We start from the raw sequence: 23,162 nt of genomic DNA, 5'->3' as shown, positions 1-23,162 counted from the left end.
CCAGACCTCTGAAGGGCAGGTTCGCACCATGCCGTCACGTCTTCGCGCCCGTCTGAGAACCGTGTTCACAGCAGTTGCCGTCACCGCCGTACTGACCGCGTCGCCGCATCCCGCACAAGCCCAGACGCCCACCGCCGCTCCCGCGTTCGAACAGCAGGTGATCTTCAGGGCCTCCCAGGACCCCGGCTACGCCTGCTTCCGCATACCGGCGATCGTGAAGTCGGCCGACGGCACACTGCTGGCCTTCGCCGAGGGCCGCGTCCGCAACTGCGGGGACGCCGGCGACATCGACCTCGTCCTCAAGCGCTCCACTGACGGCGGCCGCAGCTGGGGCCCGCTCCAGGTCGTCAACCACGGCGGCGGTGACACGCACGGCAATCCGGCGCCGGTCGTGGACCGCGCGACGGGTCGCGTTCTGCTGGCCGAGACGTACAACACGGGCCGTGCGGACGGCTCCAGTTGCACGGTGCCCTGCGACCGGACCCCGCATCTGCAGTACAGCGACGACGACGGGCTGACCTGGTCCGAGCCGCGTGACCTGAGTTCCGAGATCCTGCCCGCGGACTGGAACTCCTGGTACGCCACCGGGCCCGTGCACGGCATCCAGCTCACCCGCGGCAGGCACGCCGGGCGGCTGGTCTTCGGCGTCAACACCGAGACATGGAACGGCAGTCAGGTCACCGCCAACCACGCGGCGCTGATCGTCAGCGACGACGACGGCGGCCACTGGCGGATCGGCGCCACCGATTCCTGGCCGATCGCCGAGGACGGCACCTTCCGGCAGAAGCCCTCCGAGCTCACGCTCACCGAGCGCACCGACGGCTCGGTCCTGGTCAGCGGCCGCGAGCAGGACGGCACCGACCTCGGCCACCGCACCCAGACGGTCAGCCGGGACGGCGGCGACAGCTTCGCCACGCCGTTCCGCGACCTGCCCGACCTCTACACGCCGCAGGTGCAGGGCTCGATGCTGCGCATGGGCGACCGGCTGCTGCTGGCCTGCCCCGGGGACCCCGACCGCCGCAGGACCATGATGGTCCGCTCCTCCTACGACGGCGGACGCACCTGGGACAGCGTGGACCGCGGCACGGTGGTCACCCCGGACTGGTCGGGCTACTCCGACATGGTGCGCGCCGACCGCGACACGGTGGGGCTGATGTACGAGGGCGGTGCCGTCGACGCCCGCGACGAGATCCGCTTCGCCCGCTTCACCGAGGACTGGCTGCGGCCGCGCCGCGGCCCGGATCCGACCACCGTCGACCTCGCCCGTCACGAGCCGCCGGCGGCCGTGCTCGGGGGCGCCCGGGAGACGGACGGCGTGTTCGGCGGGGCGCTGGAGTTCGACGGTGCCGACGACGCCGTACGCCTGCCGTATCGGGACGAACTCCCGCTCGGGGCAAAGGACTTCACGGCCTCGCTGTGGTTCCGGTACACGGCCACGACCGGTGAGCAGCCGCTGCTGTGGATGGGCGGGACCGGCACCACGCAGCCCCAGGTCTGGCTGCGCGGCGAGCCCGCGAGCAACCGCGTCCAGGGGCTGATCACCGTGCGGGGCGGCGCGGCTGCCCCGCAGTCGGCGTCCGTGCGCACCACGGGGGCGTACAACGACGGGCAGTGGCACCACTTGGCACTGCGGCGCGGCGGAGGACGGTTGACGCTGTTCATCGACGGCACCGAGTTCAGTACCGCCGACGTGCCCGGTTCGGTGAGCCGGAACTCGCCGTTCGGTGTGCACATCGGGCAGCGCATGGACAGCCGGGCCTTCTTCACCGGAGCGATCGACGAGGTCCAGGTGTGGGACCGGGCGCTGAGCGACGAGGAACTCGCCACCCGTGACACCTCCCTGAAGGACACGGTGCTGTGGCTGCCCATGGACCATGTGAGCAACAGCCACTAACGTCCCGTGGGTGCCCGACGACGTACGAGCACGACAGCGGACGGGAACCGGCCTCGGCCTGCTGCTGGCCCTGGTTCTCGGGGCCGTGCTGCTCACCGCCCTCCCGGAGCACGGTCGGCGGGAGGGCGGCGCCTGTACACCGCACACGGTCTCCTCGTGGTCGGCCGACGACCGTCTCACCGGGGAGTTCGCACGGTACGGCGACGACGCGACCCGTACCGACGACTGGACCGGCGGCGACGGCACCCATTCGGTGCGGCTGCCGGACGGGCGGGTGCTGTGGCTGTTCTCGGACACCTATCTCGGCCAGGTGCACCGTCCGCCCAACCCGGTCGGCGAGTCGTACGCCTGGCGGGACACGACGGCCCCGCTGGTGCGCAACTCGGCCGTGGTGATGGACGGCGGGGGCCGCCTGCGGACCACGCTCCCCGCCCCGCTCTTCCCCGACCCCGCCCAGAACCAGTGGCGCTGGCCGGTCGCGGCGCGGGTCGAACCGCGCTCCCCCGGTTCCTCCGAGAAGGTCGTCCGGGTGCTGCTGTGGGTGCGGGCGGCCGGGCAGTCCCCGTGGATCTACGGAGTGCCCACCGCGACCGAGGTCGCCACGCTCTCCCTGCCGGATCTGCGGGTCGAGTCGGTGGTGAAGGTGCTCGACCAGAGCCTGGTGCCCGATCCGTCGCACCGGATCCTGTTCGGTACGACGCTGGTGGAGAAGGGCGGTTGGACGTATGTCTTCGGCGGCGACGACGGGCAGGCGGCGTCCCGGCCGGCCTCGTCGGCGTATGTGGCGCGGGTGCCGCAGGGGCGGCTCGGGGACACGGGCGCCTGGCGGTACTGGGACGGCTCGGGGTGGGGGCTTCGGCCGCGGCCGGTGAGCGGGGCGAAGGTGGGCAGCGCGTTCTCGGTGGTGCGGGTGGGCGGGACGTATGTGCTGTTCACGATGGCGGCGGGGACGGCCGGTCTGACCACCGTGACCTCCTACTGGGCGTGCTCCCCCGCCGGGCCGTGGCACGGCCCGACGAGGAGCTTCAGCCCCTCGCTGCCGACGGCGGGCGTCGCCGCGTACAACCCGCAGGTGCATCCCGAGCTCAGCGGCGACGGGCGGCTGGTGCTGAGCTACGACGTCAACTGGCTGGAGACGAGCGGCGCTTCGGCGAGCATCAACGCGAACGTGACCCTGTACCGGCCGCGGTTCGTGACGCTGCGGGTGACCCGGTCGCAGTGACCTGGGCGGCTTCCTCCACGGGGTCGTGCGAGCGGCGCTTGGCGATCACCGCGCACACCATCAGCTGCATCTGGTGGAAGAGCATCAGCGGCAGCACGGCCAGCGAGGCGTGGGCGCCGAACAGGACGCTCGCCATGGGGAGACCGGAGGCGAGGGACTTCTTGGAGCCGGCGAACTGGAGGGCGATCCGGTCCTCTCGGCCGAAGCGCAGCGCCTTGCCGCCGTACCAGGTCAGGGCGAGCATCACGGCGAGCAGGACGGCCTCCACGACCAGCAGGCCGCCCAGCCGGACCGGGCTCACCTGGTGCCAGATGCCCTGGACCATGCCCTCGCTGAACGCGGTGTAGACGACCAGCAGGATCGAGCCGCGGTCGACCAGTCCGAGGACCTTCTTGTGCCGGGCGACGAACCCGCCGATCCAGGGACGCAGCAGCTGCCCGGCGAGGAACGGCACCAGCAGCTGGAGCACGATCTGGACGAGCGAGTCGGCCGAGAACCCGCCGGCGCTGCTGCCCAGCAGGGCCGCCGCGAGGAGCGGGGTGATCACGATGCCGACGAGGGAGGAGAAGGAGCCCGCGCAGATCGCCGCCGGAACGTTTCCTCTGGCGATCGACGTGAAGGCGATCGACGACTGGATGGTCGAGGGGACGAGAGTGAGGAAGAGCAGTCCCTGGTAGAGCGGGTGGGTCAGGAGGACCGGGACGAGACCGCGGGCGGCCAGGCCCAGCAGCGGGAAGATCACGAACGTACAGGCGAGGACCGTGCCGTGCAGCCGCCAGTGCTTGAGTCCGTCCAGCGCCTCACGGGTGGAGAGCCGGGCGCCGTACAGGAAGAAGAGGAAGGCGATCGCGGCCGTGGAGGCGCCCGAGGCCACGTCGGCCCCCGCCCCGCGCGCCGGGAGAAGAGCCGCGAGGCCCACCGTCCCGAGCAGCAGCAGGATGTACGGGTCGATCGGTATCCAACTCGGCCATCGCAGGCGTTTCACGGTGCTCCACTTGCTTGTTGCTGTCGGCGGTCCGGGGCCGGAGGGCCCCCGCCCATCGTCCTCCTCCGAGAGCCGATCGGGAATCCGTCATACCGCTCTGACTGTTATCGCGATCCACGATAAGCGGCTACCGTGGTCGCCATGTACGACCCCTCCCACCTGCGCACCTTCCTGGCGGTCGCCCAGACGCTGAGCTTCACGCAGGCCGCCCGGCGGCTGGGGCTGCGGCAGTCCACCGTCAGCCAGCACGTGCGTCGCCTCGAGGACGCCACCGGGCGGCAGCTGTTCTCCCGGGACACCCACTCCGTGGAGCTGACGGAGGACGGTGAGGCGATGCTCGGGTTCGCGCGGCGGATCCTGGAGGTGCAGGAGCAGGCGTCGGCGTTCTTCACGGGCACACGGCTGCGGGGCCGGCTGCGCTTCGGCGCCTCGGAGGACTTCGTGCTGACCCGGCTGCCGGAGATCCTGGAGGGCTTCCGGCACGACCATCCGGAGGTCGATCTGGAGCTGACGGTCGAGCTGTCGGGCACCCTGCACGAGCAGCTGGCCGCCGGGAAGCTGGACCTGGTGCTGGCCAAGCGGCGCCCGGAGGACCCGCGGGGCGAGCTGGTCTGGCACGACGAGCTGGTGTGGATCGGTGCGGAGCGGCTGCGCCTGGACGCGGACCGGCCGGTGCCGCTGATCGTCTTCCCTCCGCCGGGCATCACGCGCGCGCTCGCCTTCGAGTCCCTGGAGCGGCAGGGCCGCCCGTGGCGCATCGCCTGCACCAGCGGCAGCCTGAGCGCCCTGATCGCGGCCGCCCGGGCCGGCCTCGGCGTCATGGCGCACTCCCGCGGCCTGATCCCCCCTGGCCTGGTCCGCGTCCCCGACCGCTTCGGCCTGCCCGAACTCGGCCGCGTCGACTTCGTCCTGGACCACGGCACCCGCCGCACCCCCGCCCAGAGCGCGGCGGACGCGCTCGCGGCGACGATCCTGGCGGGCGGGGTGCGGCTGCACCGGCGCTGAGCGCCGGGCCGGCCGTGCCCCGACAGGTCTTCTGCCGTCTGCGGACCCGCCATGGCCGGCCACGCCCGCGCGGCGGAGCCGCATGTCGACACGGCCCCGCGCCCCTTGAGAGCAGCTGCCGCACCGCCCGGTCCGCGTCCCCGACCGCCTCGGCCTGCCCGAACTCGGCCGCGTCGACTTCGTCCTGGACCACGGCACCCGCCGCACCCCCGCCCAGAGCGCGGCGGACGCGCTCGCGGCGACGATCCTGGCGGGCGGGGTGCGGCTGCACCGGCGCTGAGCGCTCCGCCGGCTGTGCGCGAAAGTTGCGCCGGCTGTGCCGCGATACGCCGTCTGTCGACTACCGGTTCGTCGTGGCTTGTCGCGCCTGCGCGGCGGAGCCGCATATCGACACGGCCCCGCGCTCCTTCAGGGCCTGGTCAGCGGGTCGGGAGCGGGTAGGTGAGCTGTTTTATGCGGCGCAGGAAGACCGTCGTCTCCACGTGCTGGACGCCCTCCAGGTGGCCCAGCGGACCGCTGAGGTAGGCGTACAGGCCGGCGGTACTCTCGGCCAGCGCGGTCGCGATGATGTTGCAGGGGCCCGTGGCCGCGGAGGCATGGGCGATCTGGGGGTGGCCGGCGAGGGCCTCGCCGACGGAGTGCAGGGCGGCCGGGGCGGCGGTGATCCACAGGATCGCGGCCACCGGGTGGCCGACCAGCTCCGGGTCGCTCTCCGAGTCGACGTACACGGCCCCCGCGGCGAACAGTGCGGCGAGGCGGCGCTTGACCGCGGACTCGGACAGGCCGGTGGCGCGCTGCAGTTCGGGGTAGGTGGCCCGGCCGTCGCGCTCCAGCGCGGCCAGCAGCGGCTCGTCCTGCGCGGTGAGGCGGACGGGCCCGGCCGCAGGCTCGGCCCGGGGGCGCAGGGCCTCGGTCTCCTCGGCGGTGAGTGCCCCGAACTTGGTGATCCACCCCTGTGGGCCGCCGTAGAACCGGTGCAGCAACTGGTGGGCGCGGATCTCGACCACGCTGGGGGTGCGCGGGAGTTTGCCGAGGAGCAGGTCGTCGTGGTCGCCGGAGCTGCGCGGGCGGGTCAGGCAGAGGACCTCGGTCCCGCCCGAGACGAGCGCGACCCAGCTGGTGTCGGGCCGCTTCGCCAGCGCTTCCCCGATGGCCGGGGCACTGTCCGGCGCGCAGCGCACCCGCAGCATCCACTGGTCCCGGCCGAGCCGGTCCGCGTCCCGCATCACCACGATCCGCAGCCCGCCCTCGGCGCACAGCCGCCGGTAGCGGCGGGCGACGGTCTGGTCGGAGACCCCGAGCACCGCCGCGATGCGACTGAAGGGAGCCCGGCCGTCGACCTCCAGCGCCGACAGCAGGCGCAGGTCGAGCTCGTCGAACCCGGGTGCCAGCCGTGCGTGGGAATTCGTCTCCATACCGCCCTCTGGTGTCGGATTTCAGCGCCTGGACAGCTACAGCCACCGCGATCGTCCGGCCTGCCCCATCGTACGGAGTCCTACGCATCCATCGCACAAGGAGTTGAGGACATGCGTACATGGGGGCCGCTCACGGCGGTGTGCCTGAGCACATTCATGTTGTTGCTGGACGTGACCATCGCGGTGGTCGCACTGCCGGACATGGCGGGTTCACTGCACGCCTCACTGAGCGATCTGCAGTGGGTGATGGACGGGTACGCGCTGGCGCTGGCCGCGCTGCTGCTCGGCACGGGCGCCGCGGCCGACGTCCTGGGCCGGCGGCGGGTGCACGTCGTGGGCGTGGTGGTGTTCGCGACGGCCTCGCTGCTGTGCGGTCTTGCGGGCGGACCGGGGATGCTGATCGCCTCGCGCGCACTCCAGGGCCTCGGCGGGGCCGCGATGCTCGCGACCACACTGCCGCTGCTGGGCTCCGTCTACCAGGGCAAACAGCGGTCGGTGGCGCTCGGCGTGTGGGGCGCGGTCAGCGGCGCGGCGGCCGCGGTGGGGCCGGTGCTCGGCGGGCTGCTGACGGACGGACCGGGCTGGCGGTGGATCTTCTACGTCAATCTGCCGGTGAGCGTGGTCGCGGTGTGGCTGACGCTGAGGTTCGTGCCGGAGTCGCACGGTTCGCGTGACCGGCGCATCGACTGGGCGGGCACCCTGACGTTCGCGGCCTTCGCGGGCGGGCTGACGTACGGGGCGGTGCGGGCCGGGGAGCACGGCTGGGGCGAGACGGGCACCCTCGTGACGTTCGCGGCGGCGGTCGTGGCGCTGGTCTGCTTCGTCGCCGTGGAGCGGCGCGGCGCGGACCCGCTGCTGGATCCGCGGCTGTTCCTCAAGCCCGCGTTCTCCGTCGTGATGCTGGGTGCGCTCGCCTTCAACGCGGGGGCTTTCGGTCTCATGGCGTACGACTCGATATGGATGCAGTCGCTGCTCGGGATCAGCCCGGTGCGCGGCGGTGCGGTGTTCCTGTGGATGTCAGTGTCGGCGTTCGTGGTGGCCGCGGCCGGCGGGCGACTGCTGCACGGGGTGCCCGTGCGGATCACGGTCGGCGGCGGGCTGCTGCTGGTCGGTTCGGGGCAGTTCTGCATGACGGTGCTGGACGCGGGGTCGACGGCGGCCGCGCTGGCGCCGGGCATGGTGCTGGTCGGTGTCGGTACGGGGCTCGTGGGTCCGGGGATCGCGGGCGCGGCGCTGGCCGCCGTACCCCCGGAGCGGTCCGGGATGGCGGGCGGCGCGGTCAACACGTTCCGGCAGCTCGGCCTCGCGCTCGGCATCGCCGTCTACGGCACCGTGCTGACGTCGCGCATGCAAAGCACGCTGCCGCGCGAGGCGGCCCATGCCCTGGCGGGAGGCGGGGCTGGGGCCCTGCGCGGCGCCTTCTCCGAGCATGCGCTGCGGTCGGTGTTCGCGTCGGGCCTGAACACCGCGGCCATGGCGGCGGGGCTGACCGCGACGGCCGCCGGAGCGCTGGTGATCGTCCTGGTCAGGACGGCGCGCCCCACCCGGCCGGAGGTAACGGAATCCTCCGCTCCCGCGCTGACAGAGGAGAGGACGGCCCCACTCGGACGGGGCCACTGACGGGCGCCTGGGCCGGTTACCAGGTCGTACAGATTCGGTGGAGATTACGGGACCGAAACTTACTCAACCGTCAGTTTTCTGTCCGACCCTTCCGGATGTGAGCGCATTTTCCGGCCGTGACCAGCGTGTACCGGAGCACTGCTCGGATTCGGCCCCCCTCCCGCCCTGTCGCCGTCTGGGGTAGCTTTCACGCCCTGTGCGGAGTAGCACTAAATCGGGCGCCGAGGAACGGGGAGCGGGTTTGCGCGAGTTCACCAACCCTCCGTTGACGTTGTCACCGCCGGTGGGCGGCCTGGCCGACGTCGTCTTCGAGCGTGCCCAGGAAGACCCGCTGCACATCAGCCTCGGCCGCAAGGACGACCAGGGGCAGTGGCGTGATGTGACGGCGGCGGAGTTCCGGGACGAGGTGCTGGCCCTGGCCAAGGGGCTGCTGGCGCGCGGCATCCGCTTCGGCGACCGCGTCGCGATCATGTCCCGTACCCGCTACGAGTGGACGCTGTTCGACTTCGCGCTGTGGACGATCGGCGCCCAGGTGGTGCCGATCTATCCCACGTCCTCGGCCGAGCAGTGTTTCTGGATGCTCTACGACGCCGAGTGTTCGGCGGCGATCGTGGAGCACGAGGACCACGCGATGACGATCGCCAGCGTCATCGACCGGCTGCCTCAGCTGCACCAGCTGTGGCAGCTCGACCTCGGAGCCGTGCAGGAGCTGTACGACGCGGGCGTGTACATCGACGACGAGGTGGTGCACCGGCACCGGCAGGCCGTCACCCCCGACTCGACCGCGACGATCATCTACACCTCGGGCACCACGGGCCGCCCCAAGGGCTGCGTCATCACCCACGCCAACTTCATGTACGAGGCGGACACGGTCGCCGAGCACATGGAGCCGGTCTTCCACTCCAAGAAGGGCGACGAGGCGGCGACACTGCTGTTCCTGCCGCTCGCGCACGTCTTCGGACGGATGGTGGAGGTCACCGCGATCCGCCACGGGATCCGTTTCGGCCACCAGCCGCAGATGAACGCCGCCGCGCTGCTGCCGGACCTGCAGGCGTTCAAGCCGACGTTCATCCTGGCGGTGCCGTACATATTCGAGAAGGTCTTCAACGCCTCCCGCCGCAAGGCCGAGAAGGAAGGCAAGACGGGACCCTTCGAGAAGGCCGTCGAGATCGCGGTGAAATACGCGGACGCCGTCGAGGCGAAGGCCTGGGGCATCGGCCCCGGCCCCTCGGCCGGACTGCGCGTGCAGCACCAGCTCTTCGACAAGCTGGTCTACTCCAAGGTGCGGGCCGCTATGGGCGGCCGTATCCGCAACGCCATCTCCGGCGGCTCCGCGATGGACCGCCGCCTCGGCCTGTTCTTCGCGGGCGCCGGCGTGCAGATCTACGAGGGCTACGGCCTCACCGAGTCGACGGCGGCCGCGACCGCCAATCCGCCCGAGCGCACCCGCTACGGAACCGTCGGCCAGCCCATCCCGGGCGTGACCGTGCACATCGCGGACGACGGCGAGATCTGGCTGCACGGCCCGAACATCTTCCAGGGCTACCTCAACAACCAGAAGGCCACCGACGAGACCCTGCACGACGGCTGGCTCGCCACCGGTGACCTGGGCTCCCTCGACGAGGACGGCTTCCTCACGATCACCGGCCGCAAGAAGGAGATCCTGGTGACCTCCGGCGGCAAGAGCGTCTCCCCCGGTCTGCTGGAGGAGCGGGTGCGCGACCACCCGCTGGTCAACCAGTGCATCGTCGTCGGCAACGACCGCCCCTACATCGCCGCCCTGGTCACCCTCGACCAGGAGGCCGTCGAGCACTGGCTGGCCATGCGCGGCAAGCCGCAGATGTCGCCGGCCGAGCTGGTGCGGGACGCCGACCTGGAGACGGAGGTGCGGCGTTCGGTGGTCGCCGCCAACACCCTCGTCTCACAGGCCGAGTCGATCCGCACCTTTCGGATACTGGCCCAGCCCTTCACCGAGGAACACGGTCTGCTGACCCCGTCCCTGAAGCTGAAGCGCAAGGCCATCGAGAACGCCTACGCCAACGAGGTCGAGGCGCTCTACCGGGCCTGAGCCCGTCCTGACATACCGTCAGCTGATGTTGATGCGGAAGAGCTTGTCCGATCCGTCCGGCTGGTTTCCGTTGTTGTCGCAGTTGGTGGTCGACAGCCACAGCTGGTCGGCGCCCGGCACCTTGGTCACGGTCCGCAGCCGGCCGTACGTTCCCACGTAGTACGCGGTCGGTGTGCCGACGCTCTCGTTGTCCCCGTTGATCGGGATGCGCCACAGCCGCTCGCCGCGCAGGGACGCCATGTAGACGACGTTGCGGACGATCGCGATACCGCTGGGCGAGGCCTCGGAGACGTTCCAGGTGGCCTTCGGGTTGGTCATCCCGGCGGTGCTGCAGGAGCCCTCGCAGATCGGCCAGCCGTAGTTGGCGCCCGGCTTGATGAGGTTGAGTTCGTCCTTGGAGCTGTTGCCGAACTCCGCCTCCCACAGACGGCCGTTGCGGTCGAAGGCGAGGCCCTGCGGGTTGCGGTGGCCGAGGCTGTAGACGTAGTTGCCGAACGGGTTGCCGGGGGCCGGCTTCCCGTCCGTCGTCATGCGCAGGATCTTGCCGTTGAGGGAGTTCTTGTCCTGAGCCAGGTCCGGTGTCTGGGCCTCGCCGGTGGAGACGTAGAGGTACCCGTCGGGGCCGAAGGCGAGGCGGCCGCCGTTGTGGTAGCGGTTCTTCTTGATGCCCTGGAGCAGGATCTTGTAGTCGCTGAGCTTGGTGCCGTCGTACGTCATGCGCACGACCCGGTTGCCCTCGGAGGCGGTGTGCATGAAGTAGACGTAGTGGTTGGTGTCCCACTTGGGGTCGACGGCGACGCCGAGCAGTCCGCCCTCGCCGTTGGTGGTGACGGCGTTCGGGACGGTGCCGACCTGCGTCCTCGTGCCGTCCTTGGTGACCTTCCAGACCTTGAAGTCGTCCCGCTCGGTGACCAGGGCGGTCTTGCCGTCGGGCATCCAGTAGGTGCCCCAGGGGATGGTCCAGCCGCTGGAGAGCGTGGCGATCGAGGACGGGACACCGCCGTCGGTCGCGCACGCCTTGGTGGTGAAGGTGACGGTGTTGCTCGGATCGGAGACATTGCCGGCCGCGTCACGGGCGACGACGTTCAGACTGTAAGGACTGTTGCAGGCGAGCCCGGTGAGCGTGGTCGACGTGCCGGTGGTGACCGTGTCGTAGACGGTGGTGTCGCTGCGCACGTCGTACGCGACGACCCCCTTGTCGTCGGTCGAGGCGCCCCACTTGAGGTCGGCGCTGTTGGCGGTGACGTTGCTCGCGGACAGCGTGCCCGGCCTGCTCGGCGGGGAGGTGTCGGAGCTGGGCCTGGTGGTGCAGTCGACGACCGGGCTGGCGGACGAGGTGTTGCCCGCCGCGTCACGGGCGATCACCGTGAGGTTGTAGTCGGTGTTCGGGGTGAGCCCGGTCAGCGCCTTGGAGGTCGAACTCCCCGGCGCCTCACTGATCTTGTTGCCGTGCTCGTAGATGTCGTACGCGCTCACCCCCACGTTGTCCGTGGACGCGCCCCAGGCCAGGGTGAGGGAGTTCTCGCCGATGTCCGAGCAGCTGGGCTGTCCGGGACGGGTCGGGGCCTGGGTGTCGGCGGCCGCGTCGAGGCTGATCCGGTCGAGGTTGGGGCCGCCGTTGGCGGTGGTGGCGGTGGCCCGGATCTTGTCGGTGCCCGCGGTCAGCGGGACGTTGACGGTCTTGGTGACCCAGGTGTTCCAGTCGGCGGTGGCCGGGAAGGACACCCCGGAGGCGACGACCGTGCCGCCCACGGAGATGTCCATCGGCCGGTCGGTGGAGGTCCCGTTGGCGTAGCGCAGGGTGAGGGCGGAGGTGCCGGCGGAGGCCGCGCTCACCGTGAACTCCACATAGGAGCCCTTGATGTTGGTGTAGTCGACGAAGCCGGTGCCGGTGTACCCGGTGTGGTTGGTGGCCACGGTGCCCTGGGAGATCTGGGCGTCCTCGGCCTGGTAGTCGGTGGCGGCCAGCGCGGTGCCCTGGCCGAGTCCGGCGAGCGGCAGCGCCAGGGCCGCCGCGACGCCGTACGGCAGTACTCTTCTGATGTTCACGGTTGTTCCCCTCAGCCCGTGTACTGGGTGAAGACCTTGAGGTAGTCGTACGGCTGCTGCGTCACGCCGCTGCAGGCGTCGCCGTCGGTGCCCGAGCCGCAGGCCCGGTCGCGGTTGACGGCCCAGTAGGTGAGCCGTCCGATGTGGTGCTGCTGGGCGTAGGCGAGCATGGTCTTGAAGTCGGCCACCCGCACGCGCTCACCGGAGTCGTCGGTCCTGCCGTTCATCGACGAGAGCCCGATGTGGGTGTAGGCGGTGGCGTCGCTGTAGCCGTACGCCGACTTCACCTGGGCCTTGAGTCCTTCCATGGCCTTGGTGGTGAGGCTGCCCATGTTCGTGGTGCCGCCGCCGAAGTCGAACGGCATGATGCACCAGACGTCGTTGGCCAGACCGGAGTTGGCGGCCCGCTTGATCATGTCGACGCCGGTGGAGTCGGGGCCGCTGGAGGTGGTGCCGAAGGTGATGACGGTCTTCAGGCCCGGGTTGTTCGCCTTCACCGTCTTCAGCGCGTCGACCACCCGCTGCCGCACGGTCGCCTTGGACCACTCGGTGTTCTCGATGTCGATGTCGAGCGCCTTCAGCCTGTAGGCGTTGATCACCTTCTGGTAGGCGCCCGCGAGAGCGGAGGCGCTGGAGCACTTCTCGCCGAGCTTGTTCCCGCTCCAGCCGCCGACGGAGACGACCACGTCACCGCCCGCGCCTCTGATCGCGTTGATCGTGGACTGGTCGCTGCCCCCGGTCAGCGGGCGGGAGCCGTCCCACTTCGGGTTGCAGGTGCCGTCGGAGAGGATGAAGGCGAGGGTGAACCACTTGACGCCGGTCGCGGACATCACCGACGTGGGGCTTTGGGGGCTGCCCCAGCCGAGGTACTCGTAGGGGGCCACGGCGAACCCGGGTGAGGCGGCCGCCGTCTTCAGGGAGTTGACGGGTTTGACCCGGATGAGCCTGGTCTCGCCCGGACGCAGGGTCGCGCTGTAGGAGTCGGCGATCACGCCCTTGTGGGATCCGGACCAGAGGTCGGTCACGTCCCCCGAGCCGCTGAAGCCGACCTGCGACCAGTTCACGCTCACCGTCGCGTTGCCCGAGGTCCCGGTGTTGAACAGGGCCACGACGTACTGTCCGTCGCTCTCCTTCTTGCTCCAGACCTGTCTGACACCACTGCTCACGATCCGCTTCGCGGCGACCCCGTCCTGGTCGACGCCGATCAGCCGGTCGTTGGTCAGCATGGCCTTGTCGACGGAGTCGAGTCGGGTGAGGTCGGTGCCGAGCAGCAGCGGGGCCGCCGCCATCGACCACAGCGTGAAGTGCGAGCGGCGCTGGTCGGCCGTCAGGCCCACCTGGTCGCCGTTGCCGATCTCCAGCGAGTCCAGGTCGTTCCAGCCGCCGGGGCCGGCGTACGGCTGCCAGGAGGCGGCCGAGTCGAAGCGCTTGGAGACATGGGACCAGTCGGTCAGCGGATAGCCGCTGCCGTTGCTCCCCGGCCCGCAGTAGCACTCGACGTCACCCTGGGTGCGCCAGCTGTTGGCCAGTTTCCGCCAGGTGGAGGCATCCGCGATCGGCAGGTTGTTGGACAGGGCGAAGTTGATGGGCCGTCCGCTCGCCCGCAGCGCCTTGTCCCAGGCCTGGACGTCGGGAATGTCGGCGCTGCCCACCCCGTCGATCTTCAGGTAGTCGACACCCCAGGACGCGAACTGCTTGGCCCAGGAGTTGACGAACTCCTGCGCGCCCGGCTTGGAGTAGTCGATGTAGTACATGTTCTTGCAGTTGTAGTTCTTCTCGGTCCTGGACGTGTCCGCGATGTCCTTCGCGTGGTACGAGGTCCCCTCGATCGGTGTGTTCTTGGTGACGGCGTTCTTCGCGATGCCGGGTGTGACGTAGAAGCCGAACTTCAGGCCCTTGGAGTGGACGTAGTCGGCCACCCCCTTGATGCCGTCCGGGAACTTGGCGAGGTCGACGGCCCAGCGGCCGTAGCCGTCCACGGTGAAGCCGTTGCTGTCGCACTTCTGCCAGAAGTCGTCGAGGTTGACGTGGACGAAGCCGTGGTCCTTCAGACCGCTGGAGACCAGCGCGTCGGCCTGCGCCTTGATCTTCGCCTCGGTCGGTGTGCGGCGCACGAAGCTCCAGCTGGACCAGCCCATGGCGGGCCGGACGGACTGGCCGTTGTCGGAGGCGGCCGCCGGGTGGGCGGTGACACCCACCAGCGGCACGGCGGCCGCCACGAGCAGCCCGGCCACCGCGGCCGTGAGCGATCTGACACGGATCATGACTGTCCCCCGTTCGCGGGTGTGGCGTACGACGTGCCGATCCACGCCTCGTCGACCCGCAGTCGCTTGTAGCGGGTGGTGTCGCTGGAGGCGGCCCAGGTGGTGTCGACCTCGAGCCGGACGTAGCGGGCGTCGGCGGCGGTCAGGTCGATGCCCTGGATGCCGCGGCGGCTCGGCAGCTGGCCGGACTTGACCGCGCTGCCCCAGGTCGAGCCGTCGTTGCTGAGGAACACCTTGTAGTCCTTGATGCGGGCCGACTGCTCCGTGTCCGAGCGGGCGTAGGCGACGGAGTCCTCGCGTTGATTGAGCCCGATGTACTGCACCTTCTTGGCCGAGCCGAGGTCGAAGGTGAGGTTCACGGGCAGCGTCTTGTTGTTGTCCCAGTAGGTGAGGTAGTCGCCGTCGCCGGCCGCCGACGCGGCGTGCCCGCTCGCGGAGGCGCTCGCGCTGACCTTGACGCCGGTGAGGATCCCCTGGCGGCCGGCCGTCGTGACCTTGAAGACCGTGTCGTACGGGTCCCAGGTGCCGAGCCCGCTCAGGGTGAGCACGCCGCCGGACTGCGACCACGAAACCGCCGCTCCCGTGCGGAGGTTGGTGACGGAGGCGATGCGGTAGCCGTTGTCCCGCACGCGCAGGGTGCTGGTGCTGGGCGGGGTCAGGACGTGGATGTACTGCCGGTTGGCGTCGTCCTTGGCGATGGTCGTCACCCCGTACGCACCGTCGTTCCAGGTGCCGGGCTTGAGGCCGCCGTACATGTAGCCGCCGCCCTCGGTGCCGTGCAGGGACTCCCAGATGGGGTCGAGGTAGGAGTTGGCGAAGGTGTTGAAGGAAGCCTGGTTCGACGGGAACTTGCCGTTGACCTGGGCCGTCTCGGCCATCAGCGCCTTGACCGAGGAGCCGGCGTTGGTGATGAGGCGGCCGAGGGTGAGTGCGCGGTCGACGGAGGGGTTGGAGCCGTCGTACCACCACGCACCGGTCGAGGGCAGCTTGAAGTCGGCCTCGGTCAGGCGGGGTTGGGCCGTGTAGATCGCCTGCGGGTAGTCGTAGGCGGGTGTCATGCCCGTCTTCTGCTCATTGCTGATCATGTCCATGATCGGCGTGTCTTCGTTGTTGTTGCTGAGCGTGTAGTTCGGGCGCTTGTCGTAGATCTGCTGGTAGAGGTTGTGGCTCTCCCAGTAGGAGTTGTCGTTGTCGATCCAGAAGCCGCCGAGGTCGGGGTAGCGGTCCATGACCTCGAAGAAGTTGTCGTAGCTGAACTGCCCGAAGCCGTCGCGGGTGGTCAGGTCGACGTTCTTGCCCTTGTGGGCGGAGTAGGCGGCCGAGTCGAGCCACTCGTGGCCGCCCTCGTCGTGCCACTTCGGGTCGTCGGTCATGTAGAGGATGACCTTCATGCCCTTGGCCTTGGCGGCAGTGATCAGCTCGCCGAGGAAGTCGCGCTTGGTGGAGCAGGACCCGGGGATCTTCGACGGCCAGGGGCGGGCGTAACCGAGGCGGCTGTGGAAGGTGGCGAGGACCAGGTACTGGGTGTGCAGCTTCTGCGCCTCCTTCACCCAGTACTCCGGTGTCCAGCCTCCGCTCGTGACGTCCTTCTCCCAGGCGGAGCAGCTGGTGTGGGCGGGTGCGGTGCGCAGGCCCCAGTGCAGGAAGAGGCCGCCGACGGAGCTGCGGAGGAAGTCCTGACGGGGGTTCTCCAGGTCGAGGGGTCGTACGGCGCGCGCACAGTTCTCGGTGGATCCACTGCTCGACACCCGCAGTGTCACGCCGCTCAGGCAGTACCCGTCGACGTCCTGGAAGCCCATGTCGTACGGCGAGTTCGAGCCGCGCTGCGCGGTGAAACCGGTGAAACGGATGCCGCTCGCCGCGTTGGCGATGACCGCGGGGCGGCCGTCGCTCGCCGCGAACTTGACGGAGCTGTCGGTGAACTGGACGTTGTCGGCGTTGTGCAGGTACCAGCCGTACGCCGGGCGCGTGCCGATGGCCTTCGGGTTGTAGTCGCCCGGGTCGTTGCTCGGCACTCCGGTGGACATGGTGCCGTTGCCGCCGGGGACCGTGATGTTGACGTTGTTGAAGGTCACCCCGCTGATGCGGTGGCCGCTCTCGCCCCACAGGGTCGGGCTGAAGGAGGGGCTGTTGCCGGTGGCCGTGATGTTGTCGTAGGTGATGTTGCTGATCGATCCGATGCCAGGGCTGTTCCCGCATCGTTTCCGCGTGCCGATCTTCTGCATGATCGGCGAGTGGACGTTCGTCATCGTGATGTCGCGGTAGTGGACGTCGGAGATCTTCGCGCCGTCCATGGAGACCATGCCGAGGCCGGACTTGTCCGCGCCGTCGATGCGGATGTTCTCGAACTGGTAGTCCGAGAAGTCTCCGCAGGTCTCGGAGCCGAACATCAGAGCATTGCAGCAACGGGCCGACAGGGAGGAGTCGTTGACGCGGACGTGGCCGTTGGGGAGCTTGGCCCCGAGGGCATAGTCGCTCTTGAAGACGAGCGCGTCGTCGTTGGCCTTGATGTTCGCGTGGGTCACCGTGACGTTCGTCGTGGAGATGATGTTCCAGCCGTCGCGGTCGCTCGCGGTGTCGATGGTCAGACGGTCCGAGGTGACGTTCTTGCAGCCGTTGATGAGCGCGGCGAAGTGACCGCCGCGGCGCAGGGTGAGGCCGTCACCGATCCGGAGGCCGTCGCACCGGGTCAGTGAGATGATCTTGTCGGCCTCGCCGGTCTTCGGGTTGCCGGTGATCAGGTTGCCCGCGCCGTCGATGACGCCCTGGCCCACGAAGCCGATGTCGGTGAGCCTGTCGCCGTAGATCATCGCGTCGTGGAAGTGGCTGTGCCCGTAGTCCTGGTAGGCGTCGTACGGGTTTGACTCGGCCTTGTCGTAGGTGTCCGCGCCGGAGCCCTGGAGGGTGGCACCCTTGTCGAGCTGGAGCGTCACATGGCTCTTCATGTGGATGGTGTTCTTGGACTTGTAGGCGCCGGCGGGGAAGCGGACGATTCCGCCGCCGTCGGCCGAACTCGCCGCCGTGATGGCCTTGTTGATGGCCGGGGTGTCGTTGGCGGAGCCGTCCGCCTTGGCTCCGTAGTCACGGACGTCGTAGACGGCGGCGGCGCGCGGGGCGTGCTTCGGGGCCGCGAGCGCGGCGGGGTGGGCGAGTCCGAGGACGACGGCGATGACGAAGAACACGATCGCCGCCGCCCCCGTCCGCTGTGCGGTGGGCGGTCTCATATGACGGTTCCTCAGACGAGTTGGTAGCCGCGGAGATTGGTGAGCAGCAGGTAGGTGTCCCGCAGGGATCCGGAGGTGTCGCCGAGGGAGCGGTAGATGCCCCACTTCGGGCGCACACGGTCGGCCAGGAAGGTGTCGACGCCGGTCTTCGACGCGTCGACGACGGTGGAGCCGCCGGACTTGAGGATCCAGCGGACCGAGCCGGCAGAGCCGTTGCCGATCTTGATCTGGAAGTCGACGTCGGTCCATTTGTCGTGCAGCGGGTCCAGGTCGGTGCGGCCGACCAGGATGTCGTCGATGGCGAGCTTCAACTCGATGGTCTGCCTGCCGTTCACCCGGCGCAGGGACTGCACGACGATCGGCGAGGTGCCGTTGCCCGGCTGCTTCATCTGCATGATGTGGGTGAAAGTGGTCGTCGCCTTCAGCGAGCTCGGGATGTACATCGAGTACGTGAGCCGCCAGGTCTGACCCTGGGTCCACTTGAGGTAGTTGCTGCCGCTGCCGTTGCGCAGGCCCGTGACCTCCTGGCGCTGGCGGTCGGTCGAGGTGTCGCGGTCGACCGTGTGCATGTTGAAGCGCCAGTTGTTGCCGGTGGCGAAGATGTGCGGATGACCGGCGGGGTGCGAGTCGGCGCGGTCGTCCTCGACCGTCTCGAAGGCACCGAGGCCGTCGCCGCTCGCGGACGGTGCCCACTTCTGCTGCCAGGTGGCGGCGTGGGCGGTGGTGGCCGGCAGGCCGACCGCGGCCCCGGCCGCACCGCCGAGGGCGGCTCCCAGCAGAGCCCTTCTGGACGTGCTCATGACATTAATCACCTCGCAGTTGCTCGTTCATGATCAGGAAGGCGCCCAGGCCGTGGAAGTCGTTGGTGGCCCGGGTGCGGGCGACGTAGTACGCGTAGTCACCGACGTTCGTGCCGACGGAGATGTCGGCGAGGTCGGTACGGCCGTCGGGGCCGGTCGAGAGCTTGGCGAGGACGCCTTGGTAGCCCCGGCGGGCGACCGCCGCGTAGTGCGGGTCGAGGTAGTGCTGCTGAACCCCGCGGGACAGCGCGTAGGTGAACATGCTGGAGCAGGACGTCTCGGTCCAGTTGCCGCTCCGGCCGCCCTTGTCGATCACCTGGAACCAGCGTCCGGTCGCCGGGTCCTGGTACCTCTCCAGGCCGGCCGCCAACTTCCCGAAGATGCCGAGGAGTTGGGCCCGGCGTGGATGGTTCGCGGGGAGCGCGTCCAGCACATTGACGATCGCCATGGAGTACCAGCCGACCGCGCGGCACCAGTGCTCGGGGGCGAGCCCGGTCCGCGGGTCGGCCCAGCTCACGCTCTTGGACTCGTCGTAGGCGTGCCGGAGCAGACCGTTCGCCACCTGCAGATGGCTGCCGTACACGTACAGCTGCTTCGCCGCCTCGTCGTCGGTGTACGCGCTGTCGCCGAACTCCTTGCCGTACTCGACGAGGAACGGGTTCACCATGTAGACGCCGTCCGACCAGAGCTGGTGGGCGCGGCTTGCGGAGTCCGCGTGCCAGAAGCCGCCGTCGGCGGTGCGCGGGTAGGTGCTCAGGCGGTCGACGATCTTCTTGGCCGCCTTGCGGTAGCGGTCCTGGCCCGTCTCGTGGTGCAGGATCACCAGCAGCCGGCCGGCCTGCATGCTGTCCAGGCTGTTGAAGGACTGGCCGATGGAACCGTCGCTCTTCACGAAACGGTCGACATAGTCCTTGATGTAGGCCAGATAGCGGGCGTCATGGGTGCGCTGGTACGTGAGGTACTGGCCGTAGAGGTAGAGGCCGACCGGGTAGGACCAGCCGCCGATGCTGCTCGGGGTGTAGCGGGCCATGGTGGAGTCGACGACGGCCACGGACCAGTCGGGTGCGGCGGCCCGGAGATGTGCGGGCGCGGGGGCGGTGGGCGGAGCCGGTGTCGCCGCCGGCAGGGTGACGAGGCCGGCGGTGACGAGGGCGAGGGTCGTCAGTGCCGTCCGCAGACGTCTGGGGCTCATGTTCCTCCCTTTCGGTAGGCGTACGCGAGGTCGCCGCGCGGCCCCTCGACGAGATCGCGTACGAGGTGGTGGTCGGGGGCGTGCCGGCAGGCGGGGTCGGTACGGCTCGCGTCGCCGGTGAGGGCGTGGGCCTGGCAGCGGCAGCCGCCGTGGTCGGTGGAGCGCAGGGCGCAGCCGCGGCAGGGTTCGGGCATCCAGGACTCTCCGCGATAGGCGTTGAAGGCCTTCGACTCCCGCCAGATCCAGGCCAGCCGGTGCTCGCGCACGTTCGGCGGGTCGAGGTCCGGCAGGGCGGCCGCGGCCGGGCAGGGCAAGGCCGTGCCGTCCGGGGCCACGGTGAGCGAGACCGCACCCCAGCCGCCCATGCAGGGTTTCGCGGTGGCGTCCACCCAGTCCGGAGCGACCCACACCAGCTCCATCGCGCCGTCGAGGAGTTGGCGCCAGCGGGAGACGGAGGCGCGGGCCTGTTCGACCTGTTCCCGGGTGGGCAGCAGCGCCGCGCGGTTGCGCAGGGCCCAGCCGTGGAACTGTGCGTGGGCGAGTTCGATGCGGTCGGCGCCCCACGAGAGACCGAGGGCGATCAGGTCGTCGAGGGCGTCGAGATTGGCGCGGTGGAGCACGATGTTGAGGCCGAAGGGAAGACCGGAGGCGCGGATCAGCCGGGCGGCGCGCTCCTTGGCCGCGAACGAGCGGGCGCCCGCGATGCGCTCGGAGGCCCGCGGGTCGGCGTGCTGCACCGAGAGCTGGACGCTGCGCAGCCCGGCCTCGGCGAGCTGCTCCGTGCGCCGCTCGCTCAGCCCCACCCCGCTGGTGACCAGCTGGGTGTAGAGGCCCGCGGTGCCGGCGGCCGCGACGATACGGGGCAGATCGCGTCGGAGCAGCGGCTCGCCGCCGGACAGATGTGTCTGCACGACGCCGAGGTCGGCGGCCTGGCGGAACACGTCGGACCACTGCCCTGCGTCCAACTCCTTTGACCGACCGATCAGTTCGACCGGGTTGGAGCAGTACCCGCAGCGCAGCGGACAGCCGTGGGTGAGTTCGGCGAGCAGCGCCCAGGGGGCGGCCACGGTCATGCGAGCCAGCCCTCCTTCCGCAACGCGGCCAGGAAGCCGGGGACTTCGTCGGCGACGGGCGCGGCGGGGTACCGCGCGCCGAGCTCGGCGACGATGTCGTCCACCGCGCGCGTGCCGTCGCAGAGGCCGAGGACGGAGCCCGCGCTGCCGCGCAGCACGACCACCCGCTCGGGGAGCAGCAGCAGATCGGTGTCCCGCACGCGGTCGTGGTGCAGGACGACACCGCGGGAGAGTGCCGGACGCCAGGTCATGGGCCGCCTCCGTCCACCGCGTCCAGCAGCGACCACAGCACCTCGCACTTGAACTTCAGGGCGGCCAGCGCGCGTTGCTGCTGATCGCGGGTGCGGGCCAGGTCGAGGACCAGGGCGAGGGCCTCGGCTCCGTCGCGGCCGCCCTGGTCGATACGGGTGCGGAAGTAGGCGAGGCCGTCGGAGTCGATCCAGGGGTAGTGGCGCTCGAAGGCGGCGATACGGGTGCGCATGAGACCGGGAGCGGACAGCTCGGTCAGCGAGGCGGCGATCGCGTCCAGGGCCGGGTGCAGACGGCAGAAGTTGACGTATCCGTCGACCGCCAGGCGGACGCCGGGCAGCACCCGGGAGCCCTCCCACAGTTCGTCGCGGTGCAGCCCGGCCGCCTCGCCGAGGCGCAGCCAGCGTTCGATCCCGCCCTCCCCCTCGGCCGTGCCGTCGTGGTCCTGGATCCGGCGCAGCCAGGACCTGCGCGGCTCGGGCCGGTCCAGCTTGGCGAGGATCAGGGCGTCCTTGACGGGGATGTGGCGCTGGTAGTGGAAGCGGTTGGCGATCCAGCGGCGCAGCTCCGCCGGGCTCAGTTCACCCCGGTGCATCCGCAGGTTGAAGGGGTGGCGGTCGTGGTAGCGCTCCGCGGCGACGGCGCGCAGCCGCTCGGTGAACTCGGCGGTTCCCCAGGCGGTGGCGCCGTCGGCACGGACGGTTGTCGCGGTCACGGTGCGGTCGCCCTGCGGCCGGTCAACGGTCGCCGAGGGCGTAGGCGGTCACTTCGAGAGCGGTCTCCACCACCTGATAGCCAGGGTTTTGCCAAGCGTTTTCATCCGATGTCTCTTGCTCCTCCGGGAGGGTTCGTTCCGTAGGGAGGACGCGGCAAAGCATCTCGTTCATGTGGCGGTACCTGCTTTCCTGAGGGGTGGGGGGCTGGGGAGGCCCAGACAGGTGCAAGGAGTTCACATGCATGCACCGAGTTCATGAACTCGGTCGGTGGCGCGATCCAGAGTTGCGGGAGGAGGGGCTCGCGTCAATGGTCCGGACCGAAGACGTCGGATGCATTTCCGGACAATCCCCGGAACCGTCAACTGACTCATCGGTCAGTTCGTATGGATTCTGCCGTCAGGAATGCATGACGGCCCGTGATCGTTGACGATGGGAGTACCACCTGACGACAACCGTAAGGATCAAGAGCTCGTGAGCAGCAAGGTCCCCCCGATCATCCTCAACAACGGCGTCGAGATGCCACAGCTCGGCTTCGGCGTCTGGCAGGTGCCGGACGACGAGGCGGAGCGGGCCGTCGCCACCGCGCTGGAGGCCGGGTACCGCAGCATCGACACAGCGGCGATCTACGGCAACGAAGAGGGCACCGGCAGGGCGATCGCCGCCTCCGGCGTCCCCCGCGAGGACATCTTCCTCACCACCAAGCTCTGGAACAGCGACCATGGCTACGACTCCACGCTGCGCGCCTTCGACGCGTCACTGGACAAGCTGGGCGTGGAGTACCTCGACCTGTACCTGATCCACTGGCCGACGCCGGCCCGGGACAACTACGTCGACACGTACAGGGCGTTCGAGAAGCTGCACGCCGACGGCCGGGTGCGGGCGATCGGCGTGTCCAACTTCGAGCCGGAGCACCTTCGGCGGCTGATCGCCGAGACGTCCGTCATCCCGGCCGTCGACCAGATCGAGCTGCACCCGCACCTGCAGCAGCACGCCGCCCGCGAGTACCACGCGGAGCAGGGCATCGCGACCGAGGCCTGGTCGCCGCTCGGCTCGGGCAAGGGCCTCCTCGAGGTCCCGGCGATCGTCGCCATCGCCCAGAAGCACGGCCGCACCCCGGCGCAGGTCGTGCTGCGCTGGCACCTGCAGCTGGGCAACATCGTGATCCCCAAGTCGGTGACGCCGTCCCGGATCAAGGAGAACATCGAGGTCTTCGACTTCAGCCTGGACACCGAGGACCTCGCGGCGATCAGCGCGCTCAACGAGGACCGACGCCTGGGACCGGACCCGTCGACGTTCAACGTGGCCTGACGGCCGCCGCGGTACACGGGTCGGCCCCCGCCGCACGGCGGGGGCCGACCCGTGTCCGCAGCCGGCGCTCCGGCCGGC

The 23,162-nt window shown here is 69.9% G+C and carries 17 protein-coding genes and 1 pseudogene; 7 read left to right on the top strand and 11 right to left on the bottom strand.

Annotated features, from left to right (window positions below):
- The first annotated feature begins 28 nt into the window (after nt 1-28).
- Nucleotides 29-1,894, top strand: a complete 1,866-nt coding sequence (locus ACWC1K_RS13380; protein WP_450831009.1) for an exo-alpha-sialidase — start codon at nt 29-31, stop codon at nt 1,892-1,894.
- Between the two features lie 10 nt (nt 1,895-1,904).
- Nucleotides 1,905-3,116: a DUF4185 domain-containing protein gene (locus ACWC1K_RS13375; protein ID WP_450831007.1), complete on the top strand. Its 1,212-nt coding sequence runs from the start codon at nt 1,905-1,907 to the stop codon at nt 3,114-3,116.
- Here ACWC1K_RS13375 and ACWC1K_RS13370 read toward each other — a convergent pair.
- Entirely contained in the window at nt 3,052-4,101 is a 1,050-nt protein-coding gene (locus tag ACWC1K_RS13370) for a bile acid:sodium symporter family protein (protein ID WP_450831005.1), read from the bottom strand. The two genes, ACWC1K_RS13375 and ACWC1K_RS13370, sit on opposite strands and share 65 nt — an antisense overlap.
- A gap of 141 nt (nt 4,102-4,242) precedes the next feature.
- On the opposite strand from ACWC1K_RS13370, the gene ACWC1K_RS13365 reads away from it, so the two are divergent.
- Both ACWC1K_RS13365 and ACWC1K_RS13360 read left to right on the top strand, forming a co-directional pair.
- Nucleotides 4,243-5,106, top strand: a complete 864-nt coding sequence (locus ACWC1K_RS13365) for a LysR substrate-binding domain-containing protein (RefSeq protein ID WP_450831004.1) — start codon at nt 4,243-4,245, stop codon at nt 5,104-5,106.
- 115 nt (nt 5,107-5,221) lie between these two features.
- Nucleotides 5,222-5,386: pseudogene (locus ACWC1K_RS13360) on the top strand (LysR family transcriptional regulator); the annotation flags it as partial.
- Nucleotides 5,387-5,525: 139 nt separating this feature from the next.
- Here ACWC1K_RS13360 and ACWC1K_RS13355 read toward each other — a convergent pair.
- Nucleotides 5,526-6,521 carry an Lrp/AsnC family transcriptional regulator gene (locus ACWC1K_RS13355; protein WP_450831002.1) on the bottom strand — a complete coding sequence of 332 codons (996 nt, stop codon included), beginning with the start codon at nt 6,519-6,521 and terminating at the stop codon, nt 5,526-5,528.
- Nucleotides 6,522-6,632: 111 nt separating this feature from the next.
- Here ACWC1K_RS13355 and ACWC1K_RS13350 point away from each other — a divergent pair, with 111 nt between their 5' ends.
- Entirely contained in the window at nt 6,633-8,141 is a 1,509-nt protein-coding gene (locus ACWC1K_RS13350; RefSeq protein ID WP_450831000.1) for an MFS transporter, read from the top strand.
- A gap of 241 nt (nt 8,142-8,382) precedes the next feature.
- Nucleotides 8,383-10,209: an AMP-dependent synthetase/ligase gene (locus ACWC1K_RS13345; RefSeq protein ID WP_450830998.1), complete on the top strand. Its 1,827-nt coding sequence runs from the start codon at nt 8,383-8,385 to the stop codon at nt 10,207-10,209.
- Nucleotides 10,210-10,227: 18 nt separating this feature from the next.
- On the opposite strand, the gene ACWC1K_RS13340 is transcribed toward ACWC1K_RS13345, so the two are convergent.
- The 9 genes from ACWC1K_RS13340 to pqqA are packed head-to-tail and all read right to left on the bottom strand — an operon-like array spanning nt 10,228 to nt 21,947.
- Complete coding sequence (locus ACWC1K_RS13340; protein ID WP_450830996.1) at nt 10,228-12,258, bottom strand: PQQ-dependent sugar dehydrogenase; 2,031 nt, start codon at nt 12,256-12,258, stop codon at nt 10,228-10,230.
- Between the two features lie 11 nt (nt 12,259-12,269).
- Nucleotides 12,270-14,522, bottom strand: coding sequence for an alpha-galactosidase (locus ACWC1K_RS13335; RefSeq protein ID WP_450830994.1), 2,253 nt, complete (start codon nt 14,520-14,522; stop codon nt 12,270-12,272).
- Nucleotides 14,519-17,746 (bottom strand): glycosyl hydrolase family 28 protein, encoded by a 3,228-nt coding sequence (locus ACWC1K_RS13330; RefSeq protein ID WP_450830993.1) that lies wholly within the window; start codon nt 17,744-17,746, stop codon nt 14,519-14,521. Before ACWC1K_RS13330 ends, ACWC1K_RS13335 begins: the two co-directional genes overlap by 4 nt.
- Before the next feature lie 11 nt (nt 17,747-17,757).
- A complete protein-coding gene (locus ACWC1K_RS13325) occupies nt 17,758-18,546 on the bottom strand; it encodes a Tat pathway signal sequence domain protein (RefSeq protein WP_450830991.1) in 789 nt (262 codons plus the stop codon).
- 4 nt (nt 18,547-18,550) lie between these two features.
- Entirely contained in the window at nt 18,551-19,738 is a 1,188-nt protein-coding gene (locus ACWC1K_RS13320; RefSeq protein ID WP_450830989.1) for a glycoside hydrolase family 88/105 protein, read from the bottom strand.
- A complete protein-coding gene (pqqE, locus tag ACWC1K_RS13315) occupies nt 19,735-20,811 on the bottom strand; it encodes a pyrroloquinoline quinone biosynthesis protein PqqE (RefSeq protein ID WP_450830987.1) in 1,077 nt (358 codons plus the stop codon). Before pqqE ends, ACWC1K_RS13320 begins: the two co-directional genes overlap by 4 nt.
- Nucleotides 20,808-21,062, bottom strand: coding sequence for a pyrroloquinoline quinone biosynthesis peptide chaperone PqqD (gene pqqD, locus ACWC1K_RS13310; RefSeq protein WP_450830986.1), 255 nt, complete (start codon nt 21,060-21,062; stop codon nt 20,808-20,810). Before pqqD ends, pqqE begins: the two co-directional genes overlap by 4 nt.
- On the bottom strand, nt 21,059-21,775 hold the full coding sequence (pqqC, locus tag ACWC1K_RS13305) for a pyrroloquinoline-quinone synthase PqqC (protein WP_450830985.1): 717 nt from the start codon (nt 21,773-21,775) through the stop codon (nt 21,059-21,061). Before pqqC ends, pqqD begins: the two co-directional genes overlap by 4 nt.
- Nucleotides 21,776-21,797: 22 nt before the next feature.
- Entirely contained in the window at nt 21,798-21,947 is a 150-nt protein-coding gene (pqqA, locus tag ACWC1K_RS13300; RefSeq protein ID WP_450830983.1) for a pyrroloquinoline quinone precursor peptide PqqA, read from the bottom strand.
- Between the two features lie 300 nt (nt 21,948-22,247).
- On the opposite strand from pqqA, the gene ACWC1K_RS13295 reads away from it, so the two are divergent.
- The gene (locus ACWC1K_RS13295; RefSeq protein WP_450830981.1) at nt 22,248-23,084 is read left to right on the top strand and encodes an aldo/keto reductase; all 837 of its coding nucleotides are present in this window, start codon (nt 22,248-22,250) and stop codon (nt 23,082-23,084) included.
- Nucleotides 23,085-23,162 lie beyond the last annotated feature (78 nt).

This window comes from Streptomyces sp. NPDC001492 (assembly GCF_053597275.1).
The sequence above is the reverse complement of the archived record's forward strand: the minus strand, read 5'-3'. Positions and strand labels throughout refer to the sequence as shown.

Bases quoted from the DNA above. Each gene is read 5' to 3' on its own strand.
- pqqD (WP_450830986.1), bottom strand. From the start codon at position 21,062: ATGACCTGGCGTCCGGCACTCTCCCGCGGTGTCGTCCTGCACCACGAC.
- ACWC1K_RS13355 (WP_450831002.1), bottom strand. From the start codon at position 6,521: ATGGAGACGAATTCCCACGCACGGCTGGCACCCGGGTTCGACGAGCTC.
- ACWC1K_RS13350 (WP_450831000.1), top strand. From the start codon at position 6,633: ATGCGTACATGGGGGCCGCTCACGGCGGTGTGCCTGAGCACATTCATG.
- pqqE (WP_450830987.1), bottom strand. From the start codon at position 20,811: ATGACCGTGGCCGCCCCCTGGGCGCTGCTCGCCGAACTCACCCACGGC.
- ACWC1K_RS13335 (WP_450830994.1), bottom strand. From the start codon at position 14,522: ATGATCCGTGTCAGATCGCTCACGGCCGCGGTGGCCGGGCTGCTCGTG.
- ACWC1K_RS13320 (WP_450830989.1), bottom strand. From the start codon at position 19,738: ATGAGCCCCAGACGTCTGCGGACGGCACTGACGACCCTCGCCCTCGTC.
- ACWC1K_RS13330 (WP_450830993.1), bottom strand. From the start codon at position 17,746: ATGAGACCGCCCACCGCACAGCGGACGGGGGCGGCGGCGATCGTGTTC.
- ACWC1K_RS13325 (WP_450830991.1), bottom strand. From the start codon at position 18,546: ATGAGCACGTCCAGAAGGGCTCTGCTGGGAGCCGCCCTCGGCGGTGCG.
- ACWC1K_RS13380 (WP_450831009.1), top strand. From the start codon at position 29: ATGCCGTCACGTCTTCGCGCCCGTCTGAGAACCGTGTTCACAGCAGTT.
- pqqA (WP_450830983.1), bottom strand. From the start codon at position 21,947: ATGAACGAGATGCTTTGCCGCGTCCTCCCTACGGAACGAACCCTCCCG.
- ACWC1K_RS13365 (WP_450831004.1), top strand. From the start codon at position 4,243: ATGTACGACCCCTCCCACCTGCGCACCTTCCTGGCGGTCGCCCAGACG.